Annotated in this window: 27 protein-coding genes; 5 read left to right on the plus strand and 22 right to left on the minus strand. The window is 47.4% G+C overall.

What is annotated here, in order from left to right; genetic code table 11:
* Positions 1 to 2: 2 nt before the first annotated feature.
* The 5 genes from ACZ5B7_RS29610 to speE form a co-directional block, all read right to left on the minus strand.
* On the minus strand, positions 3 to 182 hold the full coding sequence (locus tag ACZ5B7_RS29610) for an H-type small acid-soluble spore protein (protein ID WP_464492101.1): 180 nt from the start codon (positions 180 to 182) through the stop codon (positions 3 to 5).
* 239 nt (positions 183 to 421) lie between these two features.
* Positions 422 to 2,092 carry an arginine--tRNA ligase gene (argS, locus tag ACZ5B7_RS29615; protein WP_464492102.1) on the minus strand — a complete coding sequence of 557 codons (1,671 nt, stop codon included), beginning with the start codon at positions 2,090 to 2,092 and terminating at the stop codon, positions 422 to 424.
* Entirely contained in the window at positions 2,089 to 2,499 is a 411-nt protein-coding gene (locus ACZ5B7_RS29620) for a YwiB family protein (RefSeq protein WP_464492103.1), read from the minus strand. The genes argS and ACZ5B7_RS29620 overlap by 4 nt, the downstream gene beginning before the upstream one ends.
* 227 nt (positions 2,500 to 2,726) lie before the next feature.
* The gene (gene speB, locus ACZ5B7_RS29625) at positions 2,727 to 3,599 is read right to left on the minus strand and encodes an agmatinase (RefSeq protein ID WP_213148108.1); all 873 of its coding nucleotides are present in this window, start codon (positions 3,597 to 3,599) and stop codon (positions 2,727 to 2,729) included.
* A 54-nt stretch (positions 3,600 to 3,653) separates the two neighbouring features.
* On the minus strand, positions 3,654 to 4,484 hold the full coding sequence (gene speE / locus ACZ5B7_RS29630) for a spermidine synthase (RefSeq protein WP_464492104.1): 831 nt from the start codon (positions 4,482 to 4,484) through the stop codon (positions 3,654 to 3,656).
* A gap of 225 nt (positions 4,485 to 4,709) precedes the next feature.
* Here speE and ACZ5B7_RS29635 point away from each other — a divergent pair, with 225 nt between their 5' ends.
* Positions 4,710 to 6,779, plus strand: coding sequence for a transglycosylase domain-containing protein (locus ACZ5B7_RS29635; protein ID WP_464492105.1), 2,070 nt, complete (start codon positions 4,710 to 4,712; stop codon positions 6,777 to 6,779).
* A gap of 260 nt (positions 6,780 to 7,039) precedes the next feature.
* On the opposite strand, the gene ACZ5B7_RS29640 is transcribed toward ACZ5B7_RS29635, so the two are convergent.
* Both ACZ5B7_RS29640 and ACZ5B7_RS29645 read right to left on the minus strand, forming a co-directional pair.
* Entirely contained in the window at positions 7,040 to 7,549 is a 510-nt protein-coding gene (locus ACZ5B7_RS29640; protein ID WP_464492106.1) for a YwhD family protein, read from the minus strand.
* Positions 7,550 to 7,567: 18 nt separating this feature from the next.
* The gene (locus ACZ5B7_RS29645) at positions 7,568 to 8,227 is read right to left on the minus strand and encodes a site-2 protease family protein (RefSeq protein WP_464492107.1); all 660 of its coding nucleotides are present in this window, start codon (positions 8,225 to 8,227) and stop codon (positions 7,568 to 7,570) included.
* 167 nt (positions 8,228 to 8,394) lie between these two features.
* On the opposite strand from ACZ5B7_RS29645, the gene ACZ5B7_RS29650 reads away from it, so the two are divergent.
* Entirely contained in the window at positions 8,395 to 8,580 is a 186-nt protein-coding gene (locus ACZ5B7_RS29650) for a 2-hydroxymuconate tautomerase (RefSeq protein WP_423800147.1), read from the plus strand.
* 117 nt (positions 8,581 to 8,697) lie between these two features.
* Here the strand turns inward: ACZ5B7_RS29650 and ACZ5B7_RS29655 are convergent, their stop codons facing one another.
* The 4 genes from ACZ5B7_RS29655 to ACZ5B7_RS29670 all read right to left on the minus strand — a co-directional run bounded on the left by ACZ5B7_RS29655 (position 8,698) and on the right by ACZ5B7_RS29670 (position 11,317).
* Complete coding sequence (locus tag ACZ5B7_RS29655) at positions 8,698 to 8,928, minus strand: hypothetical protein (protein WP_464492108.1); 231 nt, start codon at positions 8,926 to 8,928, stop codon at positions 8,698 to 8,700.
* Positions 8,929 to 9,065: 137 nt separating this feature from the next.
* Entirely contained in the window at positions 9,066 to 9,572 is a 507-nt protein-coding gene (locus tag ACZ5B7_RS29660) for a YwgA family protein (protein ID WP_464492109.1), read from the minus strand.
* Between the two features lie 32 nt (positions 9,573 to 9,604).
* Complete coding sequence (locus tag ACZ5B7_RS29665; RefSeq protein WP_464492110.1) at positions 9,605 to 10,900, minus strand: HD domain-containing protein; 1,296 nt, start codon at positions 10,898 to 10,900, stop codon at positions 9,605 to 9,607.
* 195 nt (positions 10,901 to 11,095) lie between these two features.
* Positions 11,096 to 11,317, minus strand: coding sequence for a YuzB family protein (locus tag ACZ5B7_RS29670; RefSeq protein ID WP_213147939.1), 222 nt, complete (start codon positions 11,315 to 11,317; stop codon positions 11,096 to 11,098).
* A gap of 414 nt (positions 11,318 to 11,731) precedes the next feature.
* On the opposite strand from ACZ5B7_RS29670, the gene ACZ5B7_RS29675 reads away from it, so the two are divergent.
* Positions 11,732 to 12,493: an RsfA family transcriptional regulator gene (locus ACZ5B7_RS29675; RefSeq protein WP_213147938.1), complete on the plus strand. Its 762-nt coding sequence runs from the start codon at positions 11,732 to 11,734 to the stop codon at positions 12,491 to 12,493.
* Between the two features lie 265 nt (positions 12,494 to 12,758).
* Here the strand turns inward: ACZ5B7_RS29675 and lipL are convergent, their stop codons facing one another.
* A complete protein-coding gene (lipL, locus tag ACZ5B7_RS29680; RefSeq protein ID WP_464492111.1) occupies positions 12,759 to 13,589 on the minus strand; it encodes an octanoyl-[GcvH]:protein N-octanoyltransferase in 831 nt (276 codons plus the stop codon).
* Positions 13,590 to 13,846: 257 nt separating this feature from the next.
* Positions 13,847 to 14,815, minus strand: a complete 969-nt coding sequence (pta, locus tag ACZ5B7_RS29685; RefSeq protein WP_464492112.1) for a phosphate acetyltransferase — start codon at positions 14,813 to 14,815, stop codon at positions 13,847 to 13,849.
* 246 nt (positions 14,816 to 15,061) lie between these two features.
* On the opposite strand from pta, the gene hemQ reads away from it, so the two are divergent.
* Both hemQ and gerQ read left to right on the plus strand, forming a co-directional pair.
* Complete coding sequence (gene hemQ / locus ACZ5B7_RS29690; protein ID WP_423800152.1) at positions 15,062 to 15,805, plus strand: hydrogen peroxide-dependent heme synthase; 744 nt, start codon at positions 15,062 to 15,064, stop codon at positions 15,803 to 15,805.
* 184 nt (positions 15,806 to 15,989) lie between these two features.
* Positions 15,990 to 16,454: a spore coat protein GerQ gene (gene gerQ, locus ACZ5B7_RS29695; RefSeq protein WP_464492113.1), complete on the plus strand. Its 465-nt coding sequence runs from the start codon at positions 15,990 to 15,992 to the stop codon at positions 16,452 to 16,454.
* Positions 16,455 to 16,501: 47 nt separating this feature from the next.
* Here gerQ and ACZ5B7_RS29700 read toward each other — a convergent pair whose 3' ends face one another.
* The 9 genes from ACZ5B7_RS29700 to ACZ5B7_RS29740 form a co-directional block, all read right to left on the minus strand.
* Positions 16,502 to 16,873 carry a DUF423 domain-containing protein gene (locus ACZ5B7_RS29700; RefSeq protein ID WP_464492114.1) on the minus strand — a complete coding sequence of 124 codons (372 nt, stop codon included), beginning with the start codon at positions 16,871 to 16,873 and terminating at the stop codon, positions 16,502 to 16,504.
* 144 nt (positions 16,874 to 17,017) lie between these two features.
* On the minus strand, positions 17,018 to 17,347 hold the full coding sequence (locus tag ACZ5B7_RS29705) for a YwdI family protein (RefSeq protein ID WP_464492115.1): 330 nt from the start codon (positions 17,345 to 17,347) through the stop codon (positions 17,018 to 17,020).
* Between the two features lie 163 nt (positions 17,348 to 17,510).
* Positions 17,511 to 18,530 carry a MoeB/ThiF family adenylyltransferase gene (locus ACZ5B7_RS29710; protein WP_464492116.1) on the minus strand — a complete coding sequence of 340 codons (1,020 nt, stop codon included), beginning with the start codon at positions 18,528 to 18,530 and terminating at the stop codon, positions 17,511 to 17,513.
* A 267-nt stretch (positions 18,531 to 18,797) separates the two neighbouring features.
* On the minus strand, positions 18,798 to 19,031 hold the full coding sequence (gene moaD / locus ACZ5B7_RS29715) for a molybdopterin converting factor subunit 1 (protein ID WP_464492117.1): 234 nt from the start codon (positions 19,029 to 19,031) through the stop codon (positions 18,798 to 18,800).
* The gene (locus ACZ5B7_RS29720) at positions 19,024 to 19,491 is read right to left on the minus strand and encodes a molybdenum cofactor biosynthesis protein MoaE (RefSeq protein ID WP_213147930.1); all 468 of its coding nucleotides are present in this window, start codon (positions 19,489 to 19,491) and stop codon (positions 19,024 to 19,026) included. Before ACZ5B7_RS29720 ends, moaD begins: the two co-directional genes overlap by 8 nt.
* A complete protein-coding gene (locus ACZ5B7_RS29725) occupies positions 19,492 to 21,414 on the minus strand; it encodes a molybdopterin biosynthesis protein (protein ID WP_464492118.1) in 1,923 nt (640 codons plus the stop codon).
* Positions 21,415 to 21,428: 14 nt separating this feature from the next.
* On the minus strand, positions 21,429 to 22,661 hold the full coding sequence (locus ACZ5B7_RS29730) for a molybdopterin molybdotransferase MoeA (RefSeq protein WP_464492119.1): 1,233 nt from the start codon (positions 22,659 to 22,661) through the stop codon (positions 21,429 to 21,431).
* Positions 22,662 to 22,677: 16 nt separating this feature from the next.
* Positions 22,678 to 23,277 (minus strand): molybdenum cofactor guanylyltransferase, encoded by a 600-nt coding sequence (gene mobA / locus ACZ5B7_RS29735; RefSeq protein WP_464492120.1) that lies wholly within the window; start codon positions 23,275 to 23,277, stop codon positions 22,678 to 22,680.
* Positions 23,278 to 23,289: 12 nt separating this feature from the next.
* On the minus strand, positions 23,290 to 24,099 hold the full coding sequence (locus ACZ5B7_RS29740; protein ID WP_464492121.1) for a formate dehydrogenase accessory protein FdhE: 810 nt from the start codon (positions 24,097 to 24,099) through the stop codon (positions 23,290 to 23,292).
* Between the last annotated feature and the right edge of the window lie 107 nt (positions 24,100 to 24,206).

A 24,206-nucleotide genomic window follows, 5' to 3' on the forward strand; every position in this document is an offset into this window, starting at 1 on the left:
TTTTATTCTTCAATTAAGTTTAAGACAGGAACGTCCTGCTCGTGTTCAGGGTCCGTCCTGGAATATATCCGCGCCATTTTCGATGTTTCATCCACATGCTGGATAATGACCGGTGTCCCTTCATAGGTCACATTAATCATATCCGCGGATTCCAAAATTTCCTTCGCTCTACCTACATTCATGCGTTCGGTTCACTCCTCACAAATAAGTACACTATTACTATTTGCATTTTTTTGGAGGGTATTCATATTTTTAGGGACTATTTAATAAAAATCAAGGGCCGTTAATCTAATTTTGTGCGTCATTTTTTGCTTACTCGTCAGTTTCTGGCATTTACTCGCCAAAATCCCCCATTTACTCGCCAGCCCCAATAAAAAGGCCCCCTTTTCAAAAAAGGAGGCAATTCGAATATTCACAAACCTTACATCTTCTCCGGAGCGCTTACCCCAATCAACGCCAGCGCATTCCGTAACGTAATCTGCACAGCGTTCACCAATCCAAGGCGTGCCTTAGTCCGCTCAGGCTCACCAGCCTCGAGCACCTTTTCCGCATTGTAAAAGCTGTGGAACGTCGAAGCCAATTCAAAAATGTAATTGGTAACTCGGTGCGGCACGCGCTTCAACGCCGCTTCGCCAACCGCATGCGGGAACTCGCCCAACTTTTTCAACAATTCGATTTCCTTTTCAGAAGCCACCATTGAAAAATCAGCGCCGGAATCAACTGCAAATCCCTGCTCCTCGCCAGACCGCAAAATTGAACAAATCCGCGCGTGAGCATACTGCGCATAATACACCGGATTTTCATTGGACTGCGACACCGCCAAATCCAAATCAAAATCCATATGCGTATCCGAGCTGCGCATCGCAAAGAAATAACGCGTCGCATCGAGGCCGACCTCATCGACCAGATCCCGCATCGTGACAGCCTTTCCGGTCCGCTTCGACATCTTCATCTTCTCGCCGTTTTTATACAAATGAACAAGCTGGATGATCTCAACCTCGAGCGCTTCGCGGTCATAGCCGAGCGCCTGAATCGCCGCCTTCATCCTTGGTATATAACCGTGATGGTCCGCTCCCCAAATATTGATCAATTTTTCAAAGCCGCGCTCTAGTTTGTCCTTATGATAAGCAATATCCGGCGTCAAATACGTGTAAGAGCCGTCCTGCTTAATCAACACGCGGTCCTTGTCGTCGCCAAGTTCGGTGGAACGCAGCCAGGTTGCCCCGTCCTGCTCATAGATATAGCCGCTCTCCCGCAATGCCGCCAGCGCCGTGTCAATTTTTCCATTTTTATAAAGGGATGTTTCCGAGTACCACACATCAAAGCGGACACGGAAGTCCTCGAGGTCCCTTTGAAGCTTTTTCATTTCATATTTCAAGCCATACTCCCGGAAAAATTCAAACCGCTCCTCTTCCGAGACATTTACATATTTATCGCCAAACTCTTCCGCAAGCTGCTTGCCGATCCCCACAATGTCCGCACCATGGTAGCCGTCCTCCGGCATTTCTTTTTCCAGACCAAGCGCTTGGAAATAGCGCGCTTCAACAGAAAGCGCCAGGTTGTTAATCTGATTTCCCGCATCATTGATATAGTATTCGCGGGACACATTATAGCCAGCCTTGGCCAAAATGTTGCTTAAAGAATCACCGACCGCCGCACCGCGTGCATGTCCTAAGTGAAGGTCGCCCGTTGGATTCGCCGACACGAATTCCACTTGGATTTTCTGGCCGCCGCCAACTGTCGTCTCGCCATACTTGTCCCCAGCCTGCAAAATCGTCGGAATCAGCTCAGTCAAATACGAATTATTCATGTAAAAATTAATAAACCCCGGCCCGGCAATTTCCATTTTTTCAATAGAAGCCTTGGAACGGTCGAAGTTCTCTACAAGGGCCTCGGCAATCATCCGCGGCGCTTTCTTCGCCACCCGTGCCAGCTGCATCGCCATGTTGGTCGAATAATCGCCATGCGCCTTTTCCTTCGGGGTTTCGAGAATCACATCCGGAATCTGCTCTTCGGACGCAAGCCCTGCCTTCAGCACCGCCGCCCGAATTTCCTCCTTAATCTTTTGCTGCACTTGTCCCACAATATTCATTTTTGTTCCTCCTGAAAACTTATTTCTAAATGGTATGTACCGGCAGGCGTCCCCTGCATGGCAAAATCATATAGGATGCTAATTTGTCCGTTGCCATTGTCGTATGAATAGTCCAGCTTCCGCGCCTTTGTCGTTGTCTCAAATGTCCCAAACGCCAGCTCATAACTGCCGCGAAGCTTCCGATTCAGTTGAAAGGGCAGGCGCATCTTCAAAGGGCCGCTTCTTAGGATCAGGGCCTCGTCTTGAGATGTTTTCACAATCGTGCGCACCGTCCCCTCCTCCAGCACTTCCTCATACTGCAGGTAGGATGCCTGATCTTTTTGAAAGTAGCGGCCAAACACCGTCAGTTCAAACGTCTCCTGTTCATCAATCGTCGTCTTTACATTAACCTTTACCGGAATCTCCATGTTGCACTTCCTTTTTCTTTTTAAAAAGGAACTTTGATAAGCTCATTTTTCTCTGTCCATGTCTATAACATTGACTTACACGCCGTTTCGCATACTTTTCCTATTATAAACTTGGAAAGCCTGCAAATCAAAAGAAGCCTACCCAAAACTAGGGCAGGCATCTTGTAGGGGTCAGTTCCCCTTTATTTTTTCGCGTTACTTCATCGGAGCCAGATGACCCCCACTACTTATTTCACCCAGCCAAGCAGCATTTCGCGAATCAATTTGCTCGCTGTGTTCGCTGTTTGCTCGGATACATCGTAGATTGGCGCCACTTCAACAAGGTCGCAGCCGACCACATTTACCTCGGAACGGGCAATCGCATGAATTGAAGCAAGCAGCTCTTTTGAGGTGATTCCGCCCGCATCGACGGTACCAGTTCCTGGCGCATGCGCCGGATCGAGGACGTCGATATCGATTGTGACATAAACCGGACGACCTGCAAGCTTCGGCAGGATTTCCTTTAACGGCTCAAGCACTTCAAACTTGGAAATATGCATGCCGTTTTGTTTGGCCCACTCGAATTCTTCCTTCATCCCGGAACGGATGCCGAAAGAATACACGTTGTGCGGCCCAATATGCTCAGCGATTTTACGAATTGGTGTAGAGTGCGATAACGGCTCACCCTCATAATTTTCACGCAGGTCGGTATGGGCATCCATATGGATAATCGCCAAATCCGGATATTTTTTAAAAACAGCCTTCATAACCGGCCAGGAAACTAGGTGCTCCCCGCCCATGCCAAACGGGAACTTCTCGGCAGCCAATACCTGGTCAATGAAATCTTCAATAATATCAAGGCTCTTCTGGGCATTCCCAAACGGAAGCGGAATATCGCCCGCATCGAAATATTTTACTTCATCAAGCTCGCGGTCGAGGTACGGGCTGTACTCCTCAAGCCCAATCGACACCTCGCGAATCCGTGCCGGGCCGAAACGGGAACCCGGGCGGTAGCTTACCGTCCAGTCCATCGGCATTCCATATAATACAACCTGACTCTCCTCAAAATTCGGGTGGCTCTTAATGTACACATTCCCCGAATACGCTTCATCAAAACGCATCATTTATTCCCCTTTCTAACGGGGGTACGCCCCCCAATACATCACCGGATCATTTTATTTCAACAAATCCCCCACAAATTTCGGCAGAACAAAGGCTGCCTTGTGAAGTTCTTTTGTGTAGTATCGTGTTTCAATGTCGTGGAAGCGGTCGTCGCTGACTGCGAGCGGATCGTATTTTTTCGATCCGATGGTAAATGCCCACAGGCCGCTTGGATAGGTTGGGATGTTGGCAATATAAAGGTTGGTCAGCGGGAAAATTTCACGGACGTCACGCTGCACATTGCGAATCAGATCCGCTTTAAACCACGGGTTGTCTGACTGGGCCACGAAGATTCCGTCTTCTTTCAATGCCTTAGAAATCCCGGCATAGAAGCCCTTTGTAAACAGGTTCACGGCGGGTCCAACCGGTTCAGTCGAGTCTACCATAATGACATCGTATTCATTTTCACTATTGGCAATGTGCATAAACCCATCATCAACGCGGACATCGACACGAGGATCGTCCAGCCAGCCGGCAATCTCAGGCAGGAACTTCTTCGAATACTCGATTACTTTCCCGTCGATATCGACAAGCGTCGCCTTTTTCACACTTGGGTGCTTCAACACCTCGCGAATGACACCGCCATCACCGCCGCCGACCACCAGCACATTCTCCGGATTCGGATGCGTAAATAACGGCACATGTGCGACCATCTCATGGTAAACGAACTCATCTTTTACCGAAGTCATGACCATGCCGTCTAGCAAGAGCATGTTGCCCCACTCGGCTGTTTCTACCATTTCCAGCATTTGAAACTCGGTTTGTTCTGTATGTAAAGTTTGATTCACTTTCATCGTAATCCCAAAGTTCTCGGTCTGCTTTTCCGTAAACCAAAGTCCGCCCATCTAACCATCTTCCTTTCCTCTTTTTTCTAATAAACACTTCAAATTTATACTACCCAAACTATTGAATTACAAACACATGAAAAAGTCTAGCAAAAATGTTTCAAATTCCTGCAAAAAATTGTTTAAAAAGAGTCTATTTTTTCAATACTATTACTATCGGTTTTTTCCAAAATCCAAAATTTCCCGTCAGAACGGTATTACAAACAAACAGGGGGTGAAGTTAGCATGGAAGTCATGACGAATCACGGTTTTCGAAAAACAGTTAAATATTTGCGTGCTCTAATCATCATCAGCTTGATTGGCATGATTTGTATGCTTGTACTTTTCCTCGGCGTCCTCGCCTATGCGAAAATACTAGGACCGCCGCCGCTCGCCGTTCCGCAGTCGACTTTATTCTTCGCTGACGACGGAACGCTGATCGGCGAAAGCAATAACGGCCAGAAGCGCTACTGGGCAAAGCTTAACGATATCTCTCCCGATCTCGTCAATGCGACCATCGCGATTGAGGATAAAAATTTTTACGAGCATCATGGGTTTGATTATAAGCGGATTGCCGGGGCAGTTCTCGCCGATATCAAGGCCTTCGCCAAGGTTCAGGGGGCAAGTACCATCACCCAGCAATACGCTCGGAACCTTTTCCTCGAGCATGACAAAACTTGGACACGAAAGCTGACTGAAGCCTTTTATGCGATCCGCCTCGAGATGAACTATTCTAAACAACAAATTCTCGAAGGCTATTTAAATACGATTTATTACGGCAACGGCGCTTATGGGGTCGAAGCAGCAAGCCAATATTATTATGGTAAAAAAGCAGCCGACCTCTCGCTGGCAGAAGCAAGCCTGCTCGCCGGCATTCCGAAGGGGCCGGGCATCTATTCACCGCTCCGGTCTATCGAAAACGCGAAAGCTCGGCAAAACATTATTTTGCAAAGCATGGTGAAAAACGGATACATCAAGAAAGATGCAGCCCAAATTGCGGCCGGGCAGCGCCTTATTTTTGTGGGAGAATACCCGACGCACAAAGCCAGGACCGCCCCTTATTTTCAAGATGCGGTCAAAAAGGCCTTGAAAAATCAGCTTCATCTTGATGACCGGACGATCGCCCTCGGCGGCCTAAAGGTCTATACGACACTGAACATGAAGCAGCAAGAGGCGGCAGAGCAGCAAGTCAATAAATATGTATCGAAGTCTTCGGAAATTCAAATCGGCCTTGTCGCAATGGACCCGAAAAACGGCAATGTTAAGGCGATGGTAGGCGGCCGGGATTATGAAAAAAGTCCGTTCAACCGGGCCGTTCAGGCGGTCCGCCAGCCTGGCTCGACCATCAAGCCGCTCCTGTATTACGCTGCCCTTGAGCACGGTTTCACGCCATCGTCAACGATGCGGAGCGAGTTTACAAAATTCCAATTTGACGACGGCCAGGCCGATTATACGCCGCATAATTTTAACAATAAGTATGCCGACGGCGAGATTACCCTTGCCCAGGCCCTTGCGGTTTCTGATAATATTTTTGCCGTAAAAACCCACCTCTTTTTAGGGGAAGAAACGTTAATTGATACAGCGAAGAAATTCGGCCTGTCGACCAAAATGTCGAAAGTGCCGTCACTTGCGCTTGGCACCTCAGGCGTCCGGGTGATTGAAATGGCGAACGCCTACAGCATGTTCGCCAATGGCGGCAAAAAGGTCAGCCCGAACTTGATTACGAGAGTGGAAGACTTTAATGGCAATGTCATTTATGAAAAGGAAAATAAAGAGGAAAAGGTGTTGGACCCAGCCAAAGCATTCGTCATGACGCAAATGATGACCGGCGTGTTCGATCCAAAGCTAAGCGGCTATGCCAGGGTTACGGGAAGCACTATCATCAACGACTTGACCCGCCCCTATGCCGGAAAATCCGGTTCGACGGAAACGGACAGCTGGATGATCGGCTTCTCGCCACAGCTGGTGACCGCCGTTTGGGCAGGCTATGATATCGGCAAACCGCTTGATGTTACTGCCGAAAAAACGTATGCGAAGAACGTTTGGGCGAATTTCATGGAGGAGGCTTTGGACGGCAAGCCCGTCAAAGCATTCAAGCCGCCAAAAGAGGGTGTCATCGGGCTTTACGTCGACCCGACGAACGGCAAGCTGGCGACCAGGGATTGTCCAGTCCGCCGCTTCACCTACTACGTGACTGGCACGGAACCAACCGAATATTGTACCGAGCATATCGGCAAGGGCGGTTCGAAAAAGCATGATAAGAATGGCGATGACCAAAAAACCCCATGGTACAAACGCATTCTTCCATGGAGTTAAATGAAAACTTGCCGATTGGCGAGTCCGATAGGACTGTTCATGAGGCGTAGTTGAATTTATACCTTCATATTAGCTAAATGAACGGAAAAAGCTCCGGGTTCAGCCCCGGAGCTTTTTCCTGTCCTAGTCTTACAGTGTTTTCACACTTCTTATAATACTACCCATTTTTGAAAAAAACTACAAGAGTTTGACATCATTTATTTTTGTAAAAAAATGTTCATAATTAGTGTTCAAAAGGGGCTTGATTTTTCCAAAATATACTATTCTGCCTGCAAGCCGTTTTTCAATTCATCGGTCGAATTCTTCCATAAATCTTCGTTATGGCCGCGCAAGAAATCGGCTAGCACCTTTTTCGATTTGTCGTCCATATGGTCGACGATAATGTGGCGCTTCAGCGATTTATCCATGCGGTTAACGTGCTCTGGCAGCGACTTGTAGCCGCGGCGGATTTCACGGTCAACAGTCATATAACAGGCCGTCACTCCAGCATAATAAGGACCTTCAGGCTTGCGGTCAACTGTCACCCACACAAGCCAATAGGGCTTGCCGTTTGGCACATCGTCCTGATTCGGGAGGAATTTGATCCCTTTTTCAACGACGCTGCGGGCATGCATCGCACCGACATCAATCTCTGCTTCTCCGGCATTGACGTCAATAATGACCGGCGATACATTATCAAGGCTCAACGCACCCTTGCCATAGCCCTTGTGCCCGTCCGTCGGGTCATTTTTAATAATATTAAAACCTAGTTTTTTCTTGTTTTCTTCCATTGATGCTATAAACCTCCTTTAAAAAAACAAACCATAAAAGAAATTGCTTAATCCACCAGCCACCCACGGGACGACAACATTAAAAATCGGCTGAATCGTATAGCTGTCGAGCGGTGTGATGACTAATATCAGAAAAATTAATATCCCATACTGTTCATATTGTGTCATTTTGGCCCGGACTTCATTGGGCGCCAAATCTTCGACAATCCGGTAGCCGTCAAGCGGCGGCAGGGGAAGCAGATTAAAAATAAACAATACCACATTGAGCTGAATAAAGATTTCAAAAAAATCATATAAACGATCTGGTGCATTGACCCCAAACCGGTTCAGCCCATAGGCGATGATAAAGCCGAGGCAAGCCAGCACCAAATTGCTTAGCGGCCCGGCGACTGACACAAGCACTCCGGCAAGGCGCGGCTTTTTAAAGAAAAAGCGATTGACCGGAACAGGACGGGCCCAGCCAAAGCCAGCGATAAAAATTAAAATGGTCCCGAATGGATCAAGATGCTGCAGCGGGTTTAACGTCAGGCGGCCTTGCTTTTGGGCAGTGTGGTCGCCGAATTTATAGGCAACATAAGCATGGGCAAATTCGTGAAATGTAAAGGCAAACACGAGCGTAATCGCGACGTAGGGAACCAGCTCCAACGGGTATGCGAAAAAGCGACTAAAACCTTCCAAATGGGTTTCTCCTCTCTCGTGAAAAAACAGCTTGGTATCTCTCTAGTTTCCTTTAAGTATACATGAAACCGCATGGAAAAAGAAAACCAAATGTGCCGACGATTCTTGCACATTTTGGCTGTTTGTGGAACACTACAATCATGACCCATTAAAAGGAGGAAGTTAGTATGCCATATGTAACTGTTAAAATGCTTGAAGGTCGCACTGAGGATCAAAAGAAAGCGCTCGTTGAAAAAGTAACCGACGCTGTCAGCGAAACCACCGGCGCACCAAAAGAAAACATCACCATCTTCATCGAAGAAATGAGCAAAAACCACTACGCAAGAGCAGGAGTTCGCTTCAGCGACAAATAGGGTTTCAGGCACCGCTTGCTGACTTTTGTCCGCCTTGGGTGGACACTACCCCGAATAAAATCAATAAAGTGTGAATCCGCTAAGTCTTGCTTTGGATTCACACTTTATTTTTTATACTTATAGTTTAAAGTCGTTTTTTGGGCTTTCCAGCTGTATTTTTTCGAGTTCGAGCCTCATTTTTTCCGTTTCAATTAAGTAGTTTTGGTGCTTAACCTTTTCAAGTTCCAACTGATCCTTTACCATCTCGGCGTGCAATTTTGTTTTCTTTATTGAAAATGCCCCAACAATCGCTACAATTGGGATCCCCAGTGACATTATAATTGCCACCAATCCTGTAAAATCACCCACGTTCCATTCCTCCATCACCCATTCTGATAGTCAAATCATAACAAATTTTAACAAAAATGGATATGGACAAGATAAAAATTCCCTACAAAAAACGCCTGGACATCCTAAACGGGTCCAAGCGCTTCAACCTACAATCCTTATTCGATTACTTTTTTTTTCAATACTTCAATATACCGATAAGCCTCATCGACTTCTTCCTCAGTGTAGCGCTGGCTGCTTTTTAAAGTGAACACCTTCTGGGCAACCTCTTCCTTTGGAAGATTATCAAAATATAAAACCGTCGAAACCAGTTCAAGGAATCTAGCATTCTGGTCATTCATATCGGTCAGGCAATCCTCCAAGCAAGGCATGTCCACTTCGTTTAGACTCAAAAACTCCTTGCCTGAATCGGTCAATGTATAGCGATATTGATAATATCCGCCCTTTTTCTCCTTCACTTCATTAAGAAACCCCATATTGCAAAGCTCCTCCACACGAGTGGTCAATTCCTCAGAGTATGGGCCGTAAAAGTGAAATTGGAAGCGGTCTTGAAACGGAAAATCAATTTTTTTAGCAATATATATCATCTTCTGCAGCTTTTTTCTTCCGATTATTTCACCGGAAACTAGAATTGCCTGCATCAGTTTGGCATGATCTTTCAGCAATGTTCGTCATCTCCTACTCCATTTAACAATACTTATTGTAAAAGGGCGCGAATTTTCTTTTTCCACTCTGCACCAATGGCAGTGTCCTCAAGAAAATCAGCCGGATAGTAAAGCTTGTGGTCCGTTCTGCGTTTTCCCGAAATTGCATCGACGATTTCCGATTCACGTGAAAGCTCCCGCAAGTCCCCATTTTTCATCAACAGATGAATCGGCAGCCGTTCCTCTTCCTCACCTGGACGGTAAAAGTCATATGGCAGATCTGATGAAGAATCGACCACCAAGTAATATTCGGGATCAATGCCTGCTTTTTCAAAAAGCAACGTTAATTCGGCGAGCTTTTTATATTCCTTGGCAGGATCAAATTCGGCATACTTAAATAAATTCCGATTGACAAAACGGCGGCAGAGGTCGCTTATAATGGGGTCGGCCTCCTCCTGCCACATCTGAAAATAGTACATAATCACAGATTCATCTAATTTTAAATAGTCTTCTAACGTCACTTGCTCCGTGAAAAAAGAGATAAAGTGAATCGGTTCATGTTTAAAAGAATAGTTTTTCTTAAATAATTCCTTGGCGCGGTGGAGGATTTTTGTCAAAATAACCTCCGCACTGCGCGAGACGGGGTGGAAGTAAACCTGCCAGTACATTTGGTAGCGGCTCATGATATAATCCTCGACCGCATGCATGCCGCTCTTTTTAATGACGACCTGGTCCTCGCGCGGGCGCATCACCCTTAAAATCCGCTCCATGTCAAACTGCCCATAACTTACCCCGGTAAAGTAGGCATCGCGCTGTAGATAATCCATCCGGTCGGCGTCTATTTGACTGGAAATCAGGCTGACGACCATCTTCTTTTCCGAGGTTTTCGCGATTACTTCGGCTACCTGCTCAGGAAACTCCGGGCTGACTCTTTGGAGGACCCTGTTTACCTCTGTGCTTCCGAGGATAATCGCACGGGTGAAGTCCTCATGGTCAAAGCCGAACACTTTCTCAAAGGCGTGGGAAAACGGACCGTGGCCGAGGTCGTGCAGCAAGGCCGCGCAAAGCGTGAGAAGTCGGTCATCGTCGTTCCATTCCGGTCTTCCTTCGAACACGTCATCGATAATCCGGCGGACAATTTCGTAAACGCCAAGGGAATGGTTGAATCGGCTGTGCTCTGCACCGTGAAAGGTCAAAAAGGTCGTCCCCAGCTGCTTAATGCGTCTTAAACGCTGAAACTCCTTCGTCCCGACCAAATCCCAAATTGCCCGGTCGCGGACGTGGACATAGCGATGGACGGGGTCCTTAAACACTTTTTCTTCGCTCAATTTTTCCGCCGAATACACCATTGATTTCCCTCTTCCTGATATTCTTGCTTCTATTATATCCCCACTAAAAGGGTAAATCATCCAAAATTCAACAATTTTCTTCAGTATTTTTCGACAAGGCTGTGGTGTCAGGTACCGCCCATGGACATTGTCCGTCGGGTGGACATCTGCCGTTCACACAAAGAAAAATCACCTTAGCCCAGTGTTCAAAGGTGATTATTTTAGCTTTTTATTGATTTTCTCCATTAATTCCTCTTCTGTCAGGGCCGCGAGCGGGCGGTTATTGACAAAGGCGAACGTCTTTTTTCGGCCGGGTCCGCAGTAAGACTGGCAGCCGATTTTGATTTCGGCATTCGGGTCAATCTCTTTCAGACGAGGGATCAATGTCTTTAAATTTACGGCTTGACAATCGTCGCACACGCGAAATTCATTGGACATTTATTACAACCCTTTCTACAAAAACAATCTATAAATAATAGTTTAACCAACTACCATATTGAAATTACAATGAGAAAAATCACATTTTGAAAAAAATTTAAAACCTCAGTTCCGCACATTGAACTACTAACGTATTTTACATTTTCTCTGTTTTCAATGCAAGTTGCAAAGTTTAGCAATTAGGGTTCTACTTCTCAATAAACCGCCACACAACAGCCGCTAATCGGCATAACTAAAGCAATCACCCAAATCGCTGCTTTATATTTACCTATTAGCAAAAAAATCTATTATCCTTTTAACCATTTTGGTATAAAGCCTAGAAAACTTGTCCATCATAAGACTAGAACTTTTTATAATTTCGCCGGAATTTGCCCGGCAAATCATTTGGAAATTATGTTAGGGAGATGAAAACATATGAAAGTTCGTCAAGATGCATGGACAGATGAAGACGATTTGCTATTGGCTGAAACCGTCCTCAGACACGTGAGGGAGGGCAGCACCCAGCTGAACGCATTTGAAGAGGTAGGAGACAAATTGAACCGGACCTCCGCAGCCTGCGGTTTCAGATGGAACGCCGTTGTCCGCCATCGCTATGAAAAAGCGTTGCAATTAGCGAAAAAACAGCGCAAACAAAGACAAAGAATCCTAGGAAAGGATCAGGGCGGCAAGAAAAAGCTTCTCTACAATCCGCCGGTTCCAGTCTCCGAAGATTTAGGAGTTTTAAACGTTCAGAGTGAAGTGATGCCTGAGGCCCCTGCTGAAATGCAGGACATGACGGTTGAAATGGCAGTAGAAGCATTGGTGCAGACGCAAGCGCAAACAGCGCCGGTACAGACCTACAGGCCAGCCGTGACAACATCCGCATCAGGTCTCACAATGGATACCATCATTGCTTTCTTGGAAAACTTTAAACATTCCAATCTGCAAAATGATGTATTAAAAACTGAGAATGAAAGATTAAAAAGAGAAATTGCTGACCTGAGACAGCAGAATGAGGAATTGAGCTCGAAAGTCAGGGATCTTGAGGATAACCGCGAAACGATGCAGGAAGATTACGAGACCCTCATGAAGATCATGAACCGCGCCCGCAAGCTTGTTCTTTTTGAGGAAGAGGAACGTCCGGCAACAAAGTTCAAAATGGACCGCAACGGGAACCTCGAAAAGGTAGCCGAATAATTCTCTAGACAGAAAGCACTGGGAGAGAGACGCACAGCATCTTTATCAAAAAAAGCCGTACATTCTTTAACAAAAGATGTGACGGCTTTTTTGCTTGGTTTGAAAAATAAGCTCCGTGAATCCACTCCACGCCAGTTCCAACTTGCGGATAGGGCCTGCCAACTTGCAGATAAAGCGCGCTGACTTGCGGATAGAGCCTTCCAACTTGCGGATAAGGCCCACCATTGGCGGAAAGCTGTAACGGCAGCAGGCTTTGCCGGATTCGCTACATCTCCGCCAGCTTTTCATTCCGCTCGACAATTCTCTGGTGGTAGCCAGGCAAAAGCTCCAGCTCGTATTCATTTAACGTGCCGGCAAACAGCCTGTCACTGTTATTTTTCAACTCCGTTAAGAGCCTGAGCATGACATCTCCTATGCTAAGTTCAACTCCGAGCAGTTCTGACAGTGAGGCCATGACTTCCGGGACGATTTCCGGATATGCAAACCTAGTTTGCTCATCCCGTTTGGCAATCTGATAAAATTCGCGAACGAGTTCGGCACGCTCCGACCCTCTCCCGTTTACACAAAGATAAATCTGGACTGCCACCCCTTTTTTCAAACGGCGCTGCGAGATGCCGGCAAATTTTTTCCCGCCGATGCTGAGGTCATAGCTGCCCGGGCAGTAGGAACCGACGATTTCCCTCGCTTCAATTTGCTGCGTGTAATCAGCAAACATCCGCTGGATTAGCACCCACATCGCATCATAGCCGCGGTTGATGTCGATTCCTTTTTCCGCCTCCGGAAGAATCAACGAGATGTTAAGGACTCCTTCATCGAGAACCACGGCAAGTCCGCCGGAATTCCTGACGATAGACTGATAGCCCTTTTCTTGTAAAAATTGAATGCCCTCCTGTAAGAATGGCAGTTTTGTATCTTGTATGCCGAGGACGATCGTGTTGTAATGCACCCACGTGCGCGCTGTTGCCGGGGCCTGTTCCGCTCCGACCGAGGCACACAGTGTGTCATCAATGCCAAAAGACTGAAGCGCCTGAAAATGCGGCCCGACCGAGGACTGGTCAATAATCCGCCACTGTGTTTGTCGCAATAAACCTTCCATTTTGGTTGCTCCTTGTACGGTATGATGGGGTTATTTTATCAAAATGCTACAGGAAAAAATAGTTTGGGCTCTCTTAAAGGAGGATATCGACACGTTTCTGTCTTATATCAACAAATTTCTGCAACTTATCTACAAAAATTTTTCAGATATCTACAATTTTCACGATATATCTACACAATTTCGCAAGATATCTACAAATTCTAATCGGGCCCGAAAAAAAGAGCCAGTCCAGCCTCGGACCAGCCCTCAAAATATCATTACAATCCCTGTGCCGCCGTAATCAACGCCAGCTTATAAACGTCCTCTTCGTTACAGCCGCGGGAGAGGTCGTTCACCGGTGCGTTCAAGCCCTGAAGAATCGGGCCGACGGCTTCAAAGCCGCCTAAGCGCTGGGCAATTTTATAGCCGATATTTCCCGCTTCCAAACTAGGGAAGATAAATACATTCGCGTCGCCCTGCAGCACGGAGCCAGGCGCTTTGCTTTTTGCCACAGAAGGAACAAAGGCAGCGTCAAACTGGAATTCCCCGTCGAGCACAAGCGACGGTTCACGGCGCTTCGCCTCTTCAACAGCGGCCACAACCCGCTCCGTTTCTTCCGACTTCGCAGAGCCCTTCGTTGAGAACGATAGCATCGCAACACGCGGCTCAAGATCAAACTTCTCCGCCGTTTTCGCGCTTTCAATCGCGATTTCCGCTAAATCCATACTGTCAGGTGCAATGTTAATCGCGCAATCCGCAAACACATATTTCTCGTCCTCGCGGACCATAATGAACACGCCTGAGGTTTTCTTCACGCCAGCCTTTGTCTTGATGATCTGCAAGGCCGGGCGGACGGTATCGGCAGTTGAGTGGGCAGCACCGCTGACAAGCCCATGTGCTTTATTTGTATATACCAGCATCGTGCCAAAGTAGTTTTCATCTAATAAAATCTTGCGGGCATCCTCTTCGGTTGCTTTTCCATTGCGGCGTTCCACAAACGCTGCCACAAGTTCATCCATTCCCGCGTAGTTCGCCGGGTCATAAATTTCCGCAGCATCCAAGGATACGTCAAGCTCCTGCGCTTTTGCCTGAACCTGCTCAATATTCCCAACCAAGATTGGCGTAAGCAGGTTTTCCTCCGCCAAACGGCTGGCCGCTCTGACAATCCGCTCATCCAATCCTTCAGGGAAAACAATTTTCAAGCCACGTCCGGAAATTTTTTTCTTCAATCCTTCAAACAAATCCACACCAAACACTCCTTTAAAAAAACTCCTTTAAATCAGGATACTTTACCAAATTAATTTTTCAAGCGATGTTCATCACAGACAGCGTTTTCACTGAGAAGTTTATTTTTTCAAAAAATGACACTCTACTTTTTACTATTCTCTTTTTTTCATAAAAATATCCACTAAAGGTTTATTTGGGGAAACCTTGGTCAAACTATGGTATAGTTATGGTTGTTTAAGAAGAATGATTACATAGGAGTGATTTTAATGAGTGAAGCAGCACAAACGCTTGACGGCTGGTACTGCCTGCATGATTTCCGCACTGTGGACTGGACCACCTGGAAGATGCTTTCTGAAGATGAGCGCCAAGCGGCGATTCACGAGTTTTTAAGTCTGATTGAAAAATGGAACACCACCCAAGAACGCAAAGAAGGCAGCCATGCTTTATATACAATCGTAGGCCAAAAGGCAGATTTCATGATGATGATCCTGCGCCCGACAATGGAAGAACTGAACCAAATTGAAACCGAATTCAACAAAACCAAATTTGCTGAATTCCTCGTGCCGGCTCATTCTTATGTGTCCGTTGTCGAGCTCAGCAACTACCTGCCTGCCGGAGAGGATCCGTACCAGAACCCGCAAATTTTGGCACGCCTGTATCCTACTCTGCCAAAAACACAGTATGTCTGCTTCTATCCAATGGATAAGCGCCGCCAGGGCAATGATAACTGGTACATGCTGCCGATGGAGGAGCGCCGCAATCTAATGCGAAGCCACGGCATGATTGGCCGCCAATATGCTGGCAAGGTCCGCCAAATCATCACCGGTTCCGTCGGTTTCGATGATTACGAGTGGGGTGTAACCCTGTTCGCGGAAGATGTGCTGCAATTTAAAAAGCTTGTTTATGAAATGCGTTTTGACGAAGTCAGCGCCCGCTACGGCGAATTCGGCGCATTCTTTGTTGGCAACCTGTTAGAGGAAGAGCGCATTCCAAAGTTCTTACACGTATAACTCGTTCGTTTAAAAGCTCCCAACTCAAAAAGCTGGGAGCTTTTTTCATTTGCACCTCGTCCTAAAGTCATATCCTCGAACTTTCCCTCATACTAATAAAACAGCGAGAAGTAGGAACCAATTATAGGTTTCCGAGTATGTATAGATTGTTGGGCTATTGATTTATATTTTAGGAGGGAAAAAAATGAGCCAATATTATAATCCTCAAGGATTTCAGCCCTATACTGGTGGTGCAGCCGGAATGCAGGGAGCCCAGCCAATCGCTGGCGGGCAGGGGTTTGTTCCCACTCAGTCAGGAGGCTTTCCGCCGGGAGGAGCTGTTCCACCAAGACCGCCAGCAGGAGGCGGCGCCGTTCCAGGCATGCTGCCAATTGAACAATCGTATATTGAGAATATTTTACGCCTAAACAAAGGCAAGCTTGTATCTGTATTTGCTACATTTGAAGGCAACACACAGTGGAATGCCAAAGAATTTAGAGGAATTATCGAGGCAGCCGGCCGCGACCATGTCATCTTAAGCGATCCGCAAAAAGGCACCCGCTTCCTGATTCCAATGGTAGCCGTCGATTACATCACATTTGCTGAAGAAATAGAGTATGAATATCCTTACGGCGCAGGTCCGCAATTAGGTACTTACCCGCCTAGATAATATGAGAAAAGCATTGAGCAATAAGGTCTCAATGCTTTTTTTCATGATTAAAATTGTTTTACCGCTCCAAGTATCATCAATACCCAAGCCGCTAGGAAGCAAACGCCGCCGATTGGGGTGATGGCACCAAGCGGGCCAATTTTTGTTAAGCTTAATAGATACAAGCTGCCGCTGAATAAAATGATACCAACAAGCATTAACCAGCCTGACCAGGTAAACAAAGAGCTAGTTGCAACTTTTCCAAGCAGCAGGCCAATGATTAAAATACCGGTTGCATGAAACATTTGATAGGTAACGCCGGTTTTCCAAATCTCAAGATAATGAGCATCTAATCTGTCCTTTAGTCCATGTGCTCCAAAGGCACCAAGTGCGACTGCCAAAAAGGCATTGATGGCGCCAATGACAATAAAAGTTTTCATGTTATTATTCTCTCCTTTTGTCTAGCTGCAGCGCCTAGCCCCTCTGTGGTCTACAGACAATCCGTCAAGAAGGCTATAGAACAGCCTTCTCGCCGGCTTGTCTTATGCTTGTCGGGGCTGGTCAAGGCGCTTCCGCTTTTCTATTTAAAAATCAAACAGTGAATCACCATTAGCCTCATCGTCCAGTTCCAATTTTTTTGGCTGTGGTGCAGTGACTGTTGGCTGTTGAAAAATCGGCTGCGAAACAGCGGGCTGATAGGCTGTATGCTGCAATACTTGAGTTGCTGTTGCTTGCTGAATAGCGGCCGCAGCAGGCTGCACATCCCGTCCGGTCTGCTTTTCTTCCAATATCAATTCGCATAATATTTTAATAGAGTAAACCCTTTCCCGCAAGCTTTCTTCCTTATGGCTTGCCCGTGCCTGATTCAGTTCTTTTTCCATTTTGGCTAATAATTTTTGGACAGATATATTCACGTTCAAATACTCCTCATTTTCGGTCTCTATTTTATTCTACATGAGTATCGGCTTTTTTTCGAAAAAATAGTCTTTTACAGGCTTTCGACATATTTCAAATGTTCCACGTGAAACTTGTTGAAATATGTAAAACCCGTATCTTAAAAGATTCGGGTTTCTTAGTTTATCCTAATATCCTTTGATAAATTGTTTTCGCATGGGTCAAATCTTTTGTGCCGTGAATAAGGGCCCGGCCGTCTTGGAAGATGACCATCCGCTCCTCGCCCATTTCCACTGACACTAAATATGGATTGCCTTTTACATAGTAGCCGAGCGAGCTAAGCTGGCCTGCGAGCCTTTCTAGCGAAATTTCCCCAGGTGTGGCAGGACGAATTTGCACAGTATCGCGGCCGCACAAGACTGTGGTCTTTGTCATATTTTCACGGTCGAGATAAGGATATGTCCGCTCCTCGCCGCACGATAGGCAGCCGGAGTATTTGGCCTTTGACATTTTCATGCTTGTATATTGATTTCTCCATAAATCGAAGCTGACAAAGGCCTGGCGGACTGCATCCCAATCCTCGACCAGCATCTTCAACGCTTCCGCAGTCTGGTGGGCAATGACCATTTGCACGGCAGGAGAAATGATGCCGCCCGTATCGCAGGTCATTCCCTGAAGCGGAATCGTCCGTAGCAGGCAATTTAAACACGGTGTTTTTCCCGGAATGATGGAAAAACTCATCCCATAGCTGCCGACGCAGGCCCCGTAAATCCAAGGAATGTTGTATTTCTGGGAAACGTCGTTCATCGCCATCCGCGTTTCAAAATTGTCAGTCGCATCTAACATCAGGTCGACCCCCGCAGCCAGCTCCTCGAGTAGCTCCGGAGTGGCGTCGCCGATGATGGCGTTGATTTCAACATCTGAATTAATTGCTTTTAGACGCTTTTTAGCTGCTGCTGCCTTAGGTAGTTTTTCTGTAACATCTTCTTCAGTATAAAGCTGCTGGCGCTGCAGGTTACTGGCTTCTACATAGTCCCGATCGACGATGGTTAATCTGCCGACACCGGCGCGGGTCAAGATTTCTGCATTACCCGAACCCAGAGCCCCGGCGCCGATGATTAACACATGCTTATTTCTTATCTTTTCTTGGCCTTCCTTGCCGATTCCCGGAAAAAGAACTTGCCTTGAGTAGCGTTCGTTCATAAAGATCCCCTTTCTAGAAGAAAACTCGCCATTTTGGCGAGCTTTTAGGGTAAAATTAGCTGTTTTTAATTGATTTATATTTAATGCCCGCGAATTTCGTGATTCTATTAGAGAATTTCTGTTTCCAGCAAGGAAATTCATTCTTAAAAGGACAAGTTTCCATTCTATCGGCGGATTTTTGCAATCTATCGGCGAATTTCAGACTTCTATCGGCGAATCGAGGCTCCCAATCGGCGAATTTTAACGTCCTATTGGCGAATCAAAAAATCAGCCCCCGCTGACCGGCGGGATAAACGCGATTTCGTCCCCATCCTTAATCACTTCATCATTAGAAGCAAACTCTTCATTAATCGCCGTCATCACCGTTTCCATCCGCGGCAAATCGTACGTCTCAGAGAGTTCCGCCTTCAATTCAGCCACCGTTTTGCCGCTGGCATCAAGCCTCAGGAACTCCTCGCCAACCGCATCGCGCAAATGGGCGAAAAACAAAATTTTATTCACTTAAATCACCTTCCTCAGGCTTTCCGCTCGGATAGGCCTTCGTTTCGAGCTGGTTGCCGACCCATTCCTCGCCGTCCTCCCAGTGCTCTTTTTTCCAAATTGGGACAATTTCCTTAATCCGCTCAATCGCATAGCGGTTCGCCTCATAGGCATCAGCCCGGTGCGGCGTCGACACCGCGATCACTACCGCGACATCGGTAATATCCAAGCGCCCGACCCGATGAGTAATCGCAACTTGAGAACCCGCCCAGCGCTCTTCAATCTCGCGGCCAATCTGCTCCAGCTTTTTCACAGCCATCGCTTCATATGCGTCATAGATTAAAAACAACGTCTTTTTTCCATAGGTCAATTCCCGGACGGTACCGATAAACGTCGTAATCGCGCCGGCTTCGCGCTGGACCACCTTGTCGATAACATCCTGTATATTAATTGGTTCTTTTGAAATCTCGTAAAGCTTCAATTATTTCACCTCTTCAGCCAAGCGCTTTGGCTCGGCGTTTTCCACCACTTGATAGCCGCCGATATTCTCCACCTGAGCCTTGAAGGCAGGGGAATGGATGATTTCCGCTAGCAGCTTGAACTGTTCGCTTTCGTAAAAGCTTCTGGTCATGACTAAATCGTATTCTTCGTCGGAAACCGGAACGAATTCCAAGCCCATTGCCTTTGCCGCCGGATAAATGCCGAGGCCAGCGCCACAAGCATCACTGTTCACTTCCGCAGCCACTGCTAAATGCGAAAACATTTCGCGGTCATAGCCCTTAATCGCATCCGGCTCAAGCCCCGCTTCCTCCAGCAGCATATCAAACAAAATCCTCGTGCCGGCGCCTTTTTGGCGGTTCACAAAGTTCGCTCCCTTTTCCACCAAATCACGCACGTCACGGATTTCAAGCGGATTGCCCGCTGGCAGTATCCAGCCCTGTTTGCGCTTCAAAAATGGATACAGGACAACCTCCTGCCCGGCTAACAACCTGCGTACATATGATATATTATATTGTTTTGTCTCAGGGTCAAGCAAATGAATCCCCGCTACATGGGCCTCGCCTTTTCGGATTGCCATAATGCCGGCCATGCTGCCGACATGCGAGGAGACAATTTTCATCTCGGTCCGCACCCGCTTCAGCGCCGACGACAATAGGTCAATCGTCAAATCGTGGCTGCCCGTAAACATGATCGCATTTCGGATTTCCTCAAGCGGCCGCAGCAACTCCACTTCCGCCAGCTCTCCTTGTTCATAGCCGATTACATCTGGCGGCACCACCAATAACCCATCTGCCCGCACATACGACATCGTCACCCCAGCCGCTCTTGTCAGCGGATTAGCGACAAATTGGCCATTCACATAGCCGATATTCATTCGCACAAAATCCTCAGCGCCCATCGACGAAACGATGCGCCGGCCAAGCTTGACGGTAACCTTCTGCCGCTCTGGCTCCGGCACACCTAAGTACTTGCAGACAAGCGGCCTCGCGAACCATTCCAGCGCCAGATAAGCCGAAACCGGATATCCCGGTACGCCAATCACAACCGTACCATTAATCTTACCCAAAATAACCGGCTTGCCCGGCCGTGCCGCAACGCCATGGGTATAAACCGTACCAAGCTCCTGGATGATATGAACAGTATAATCCTTGCTCCCCGCCGACGACCCCGCATTGATGACGATAAAGTCCGAAGTCTCAGAAGCCTCCAAAAGCGCTTCTTTAATCTTCTCCGGCTCATCTTTGACAATCCGGTGCAAGCGCGGCTCGCCGCCCCACTCTTTAATAAAATTGGCAAACACCGTCCCGTTAAATTCAACAATTTTTCCTGGCGCCATTTCTTGCCCTGGTTCAACTAACTCATTACCGGTCGGAATCACGGCCACAACAGGTTTTTTCACAACCGGAACCGAAAGCAGCCCTGACGCAATTAGCACGCCCAAATCAGCAGGCCTTAATGCATGACCCTGCGGAAACAGCATTTCCTCCTGGACAATATCCTCGCCAATCGGCCGGATATGCTGCCAAGGAGTTGCCGGCTCGATGATTTCAATCGTCTCCTCGTCCAACACCTGGACGTGCTCAATCATGATCACCGCGTTAAACGGCGACGGAATTGCATTTCCCGTATCAACATGAACAAACTGTTCGCCCAGCTTTAAATGAAGCGGGTTCTGCTCATGCGCCGTATACGTGCTTTCCGCTACAACCGCCACACCGTCCATCGCCGAAGCATGATAGTGCGGCGTCGACACAGGTGCAAAAATCGGTTCAGCCGTCACACGCCCTAATGCATCTACTGTCGGAATCAGTTCCTTTTCCGGAGTACTCTCAAAAGCAGCGAGAATTTCATCCCGCGCCTCGAAACGTGGTTTATCTTCCAAGTAAATTTTCCGTTTATACATGACTGTCGCTCCCCTTACCTGGACAGAATCACAGGAACATACTCACCCTGCGAAACTCCTTCTTTTTCTGAACTGATTTCCACAATCCCGTCGCTCTTCACCAGCGTCGTAATCAACCCGGACTTGCCGATAATCGGCTCCGCCCACCATTCGCCGTCCCTTTCCTCAAGCCGGACTCTGATATAATCCGACCGGCCCGGGCTTGACGGGATGTTTTTCGTTATTTTTGCAAAAATATGCCCAGGCTTCGGCACGAGATGTTCGCCGGACAACTTCTTCAAAATCCGCTCGCCAAACAGCTTGAAGATAATCATCGCCGACGCCGGATGGCCAGGCAGTCCAATCACTGGTTTGCCGTCCGCCACCGCTAAAATCGTCGGTTTGCCGGGCTTAATCGAAATACCGTGCACAAACACGCCAGGCTCACCCAATGTTTGAATGACCTCAGTTGTATAATCCTTCGCCCCAACAGAGCTGCCGCCTGACATAATCAAGCAGTCTACTTGTTCGTAAAGTTCGCGGGCCTTTTGGCTGAATTCCTCATAGTCATCGCGGACAATGCCGCCGTACACAACCTCGACATTCCAATCGCTCGCCAAGCCAGCAATCGTCAGCCCGTTAATATCGCGGATTTGTCCGACCGCCAAGTTCTCCGTTTGGTAAGGAACAATCTCATCACCGGACGACAGGTAGCCGGCTTTTATTTTTCGAAAAACGGTGACATGGGTAATACCTAAAGAAGCAAGGGCACCCAATTCCTGCGCGCGGAGTTTCACCCCTTTTTCAAGGAGAATCTCGCCCTCGCGGATATCCTCGCCGGCCCGGATTACATTTTCCCCGGGCGCCACTTGTTTATATGTATTGAGGAGTCCCTCGACATCCTCACAATGTTCAATCATCATCACGCTGTCACTGCCAACCGGAAGCATCCCGCCAGTCGGAACGTAAACAGCTTGTCCAAGGCCGACTTTTACATCGGGGACCTCGCCCATCTTGACTTCCCCGGCAACGTTCAGGAAGCCGGGCATGGACTCGGAAGAACCATACGTATCTTTCGCGCGGACAGCATATCCGTCGACCGTCGAGCGGTCAAAGCCGGGAACATTCTCCTTCGCAGTCACCGGCTCGGCTAGTATATAATGAAGGGCTTCGGAAAGCTCTCTTACTTCTGTTTGTTGGGTTGCCGGGATCATTTCATCTATCAAGGCAAATGTTTCTTCCACTGTTTTTACTTTGAAAAATTGCATGGTTCTCTTTCTCCCCCTAATGTTCGCTTTCGGCCCACTTTTTCGCGTCTTCGTATTCCTCCGGGCGGTTCATGTTGAAGAAGACCCGCTCCAATTCTGTTTGGCTAAAGCCTGCTAGCTCTTTTTCTGTTACATAAAGGACATTTAGACGGTCCAGCAGCTGTTTCATGCGGAGATTCCCCGCCGCAATACAGCTTTCCGCCACAGCTTCGACTGATTTTCTAAAAACAGCAAATAACGGATGCTGGTTCCCGTTGATAACAGGGATGACCGCATCATAATCGCCGCATAGCTTTGCCATTGTCTCGGCGAGTTCCCCGGACACAAACGGCATGTCGCAAGCGGCGACAAAATTAACATCGCTTACGGAAGCTTTCAAACCGGCATGGAGTCCGGCGAGCGGCCCCATACCGGGATAGTCATCTGCGACCATTTCCAATTCTAAAAATTCATAATCATCAAAATGATTGGTTACCAGAATTATACCATTAAAACGGTGCTTAAGTGTGTCTCTAATTCTTTCAATATTAGTTTTCTCATTTATTTTTAATAGAGCTTTGTTGGTGCCCATTCGGCTGGATTTTCCACCTGATAAAATAATTGCTGAAGCGTTCATCGACAGCACCTCTTACTTAGTAACTTTTTTCTCGCCCACCGCCGTAAATCCGTTTTCCTGTGCAACAAAATCGAGATGAATCGAATTTAAATCAATCATGGCAGCAGACGGCTTTTCTATATATTGCCTTGTATCAATAATTTTAATATAGCCGTTGCACTCCTCGCAAATCTGTATTTGCGAAACGGCGTCCCCTTCAATCGTTAAAAATTTGATTTTTTGATAGTCTTCATTGCCGCAATGCGAGCACTCCAGGCGCTTGGCATTCCAATGGGCGAGGCAGCGCGGACATTGGCAGACCTTTTTACCCTCATCCTCCAAAACTGCCAGTCTTACAGGCTCGCCGCAGACAGGGCAGCCTGAACCCGGTACGGCACGGTCGATTTCCGGCTGGACTTTTTCAGCCACTAGTTGAAGATACGGACGGAGCGCGGTTTCTGCTAAAAATTGTGGAATCCATGGTTCCAGTCCATTTTCCTCAGCAAACCTTTCAAAGTAGACGCTATTGAAGGAATATGCCTCCTCTATCCAGCGGATGGCCGTTTCTTCCTTGAGCATACTGCTAATATCAGCGAGTTTTGGTTTCAAATCTGGGTTGGTCTCTATGAGGAGGGCTGTTATCTCCTCTACCCACTGTAAGAATAGTGAAATTTCAAAGTCAATCGCCGTTAACGCGGCAGCAGGTACCCCTGCAGCCAGCGCCGCTTTGTCCAGATTAGGCCTGACCGTATCCGGATTAATCATCTGCTTCCATTTTTCCTGAAGCTGAACAATTTCCTTTTGCAAGCTCTGGTATTCCTTTGAAACAACGGATTTAATCATCGTTGTTGCACCTCTTTTTTTGTGATATTTTTGGATTCGCCGATAGATGGCTGCAATCCGCCGATTGAACTGTGAAATTCGCCGATAGAAAGTCTTAATTCGCCGAT

It is taken from the genome of Neobacillus sp. S1115, from assembly GCF_055385565.1.

Bases quoted from the DNA above. Each gene is read 5' to 3' on its own strand.
- ACZ5B7_RS29610 (WP_464492101.1), bottom strand. From the start codon at position 182: ATGAATGTAGGTAGAGCGAAGGAAATTTTGGAATCCGCGGATATGATT.
- argS (WP_464492102.1), bottom strand. From the start codon at position 2,092: ATGAATATTGTGGGACAAGTGCAGCAAAAGATTAAGGAGGAAATTCGG.
- ACZ5B7_RS29620 (WP_464492103.1), bottom strand. From the start codon at position 2,499: ATGGAGATTCCGGTAAAGGTTAATGTAAAGACGACGATTGATGAACAG.
- speB (WP_213148108.1), bottom strand. From the start codon at position 3,599: ATGCGTTTTGATGAAGCGTATTCGGGGAATGTGTACATTAAGAGCCAC.
- speE (WP_464492104.1), bottom strand. From the start codon at position 4,484: ATGGGCGGACTTTGGTTTACGGAAAAGCAGACCGAGAACTTTGGGATT.
- ACZ5B7_RS29635 (WP_464492105.1), top strand. From the start codon at position 4,710: ATGGAAGTCATGACGAATCACGGTTTTCGAAAAACAGTTAAATATTTG.
- ACZ5B7_RS29640 (WP_464492106.1), bottom strand. From the start codon at position 7,549: ATGGAAGAAAACAAGAAAAAACTAGGTTTTAATATTATTAAAAATGAC.
- ACZ5B7_RS29650 (WP_423800147.1), top strand. From the start codon at position 8,395: ATGCCATATGTAACTGTTAAAATGCTTGAAGGTCGCACTGAGGATCAA.
- ACZ5B7_RS29665 (WP_464492110.1), bottom strand. From the start codon at position 10,900: ATGGTGTATTCGGCGGAAAAATTGAGCGAAGAAAAAGTGTTTAAGGAC.
- ACZ5B7_RS29670 (WP_213147939.1), bottom strand. From the start codon at position 11,317: ATGTCCAATGAATTTCGCGTGTGCGACGATTGTCAAGCCGTAAATTTA.
- ACZ5B7_RS29675 (WP_213147938.1), top strand. From the start codon at position 11,732: ATGAAAGTTCGTCAAGATGCATGGACAGATGAAGACGATTTGCTATTG.
- lipL (WP_464492111.1), bottom strand. From the start codon at position 13,589: ATGGAAGGTTTATTGCGACAAACACAGTGGCGGATTATTGACCAGTCC.
- hemQ (WP_423800152.1), top strand. From the start codon at position 15,062: ATGAGTGAAGCAGCACAAACGCTTGACGGCTGGTACTGCCTGCATGAT.
- gerQ (WP_464492113.1), top strand. From the start codon at position 15,990: ATGAGCCAATATTATAATCCTCAAGGATTTCAGCCCTATACTGGTGGT.
- ACZ5B7_RS29700 (WP_464492114.1), bottom strand. From the start codon at position 16,873: ATGAAAACTTTTATTGTCATTGGCGCCATCAATGCCTTTTTGGCAGTC.
- ACZ5B7_RS29710 (WP_464492116.1), bottom strand. From the start codon at position 18,530: ATGAACGAACGCTACTCAAGGCAAGTTCTTTTTCCGGGAATCGGCAAG.
- ACZ5B7_RS29725 (WP_464492118.1), bottom strand. From the start codon at position 21,414: ATGTATAAACGGAAAATTTACTTGGAAGATAAACCACGTTTCGAGGCG.
- ACZ5B7_RS29730 (WP_464492119.1), bottom strand. From the start codon at position 22,661: ATGCAATTTTTCAAAGTAAAAACAGTGGAAGAAACATTTGCCTTGATA.
- mobA (WP_464492120.1), bottom strand. From the start codon at position 23,277: ATGAACGCTTCAGCAATTATTTTATCAGGTGGAAAATCCAGCCGAATG.
- ACZ5B7_RS29740 (WP_464492121.1), bottom strand. From the start codon at position 24,099: ATGATTAAATCCGTTGTTTCAAAGGAATACCAGAGCTTGCAAAAGGAA.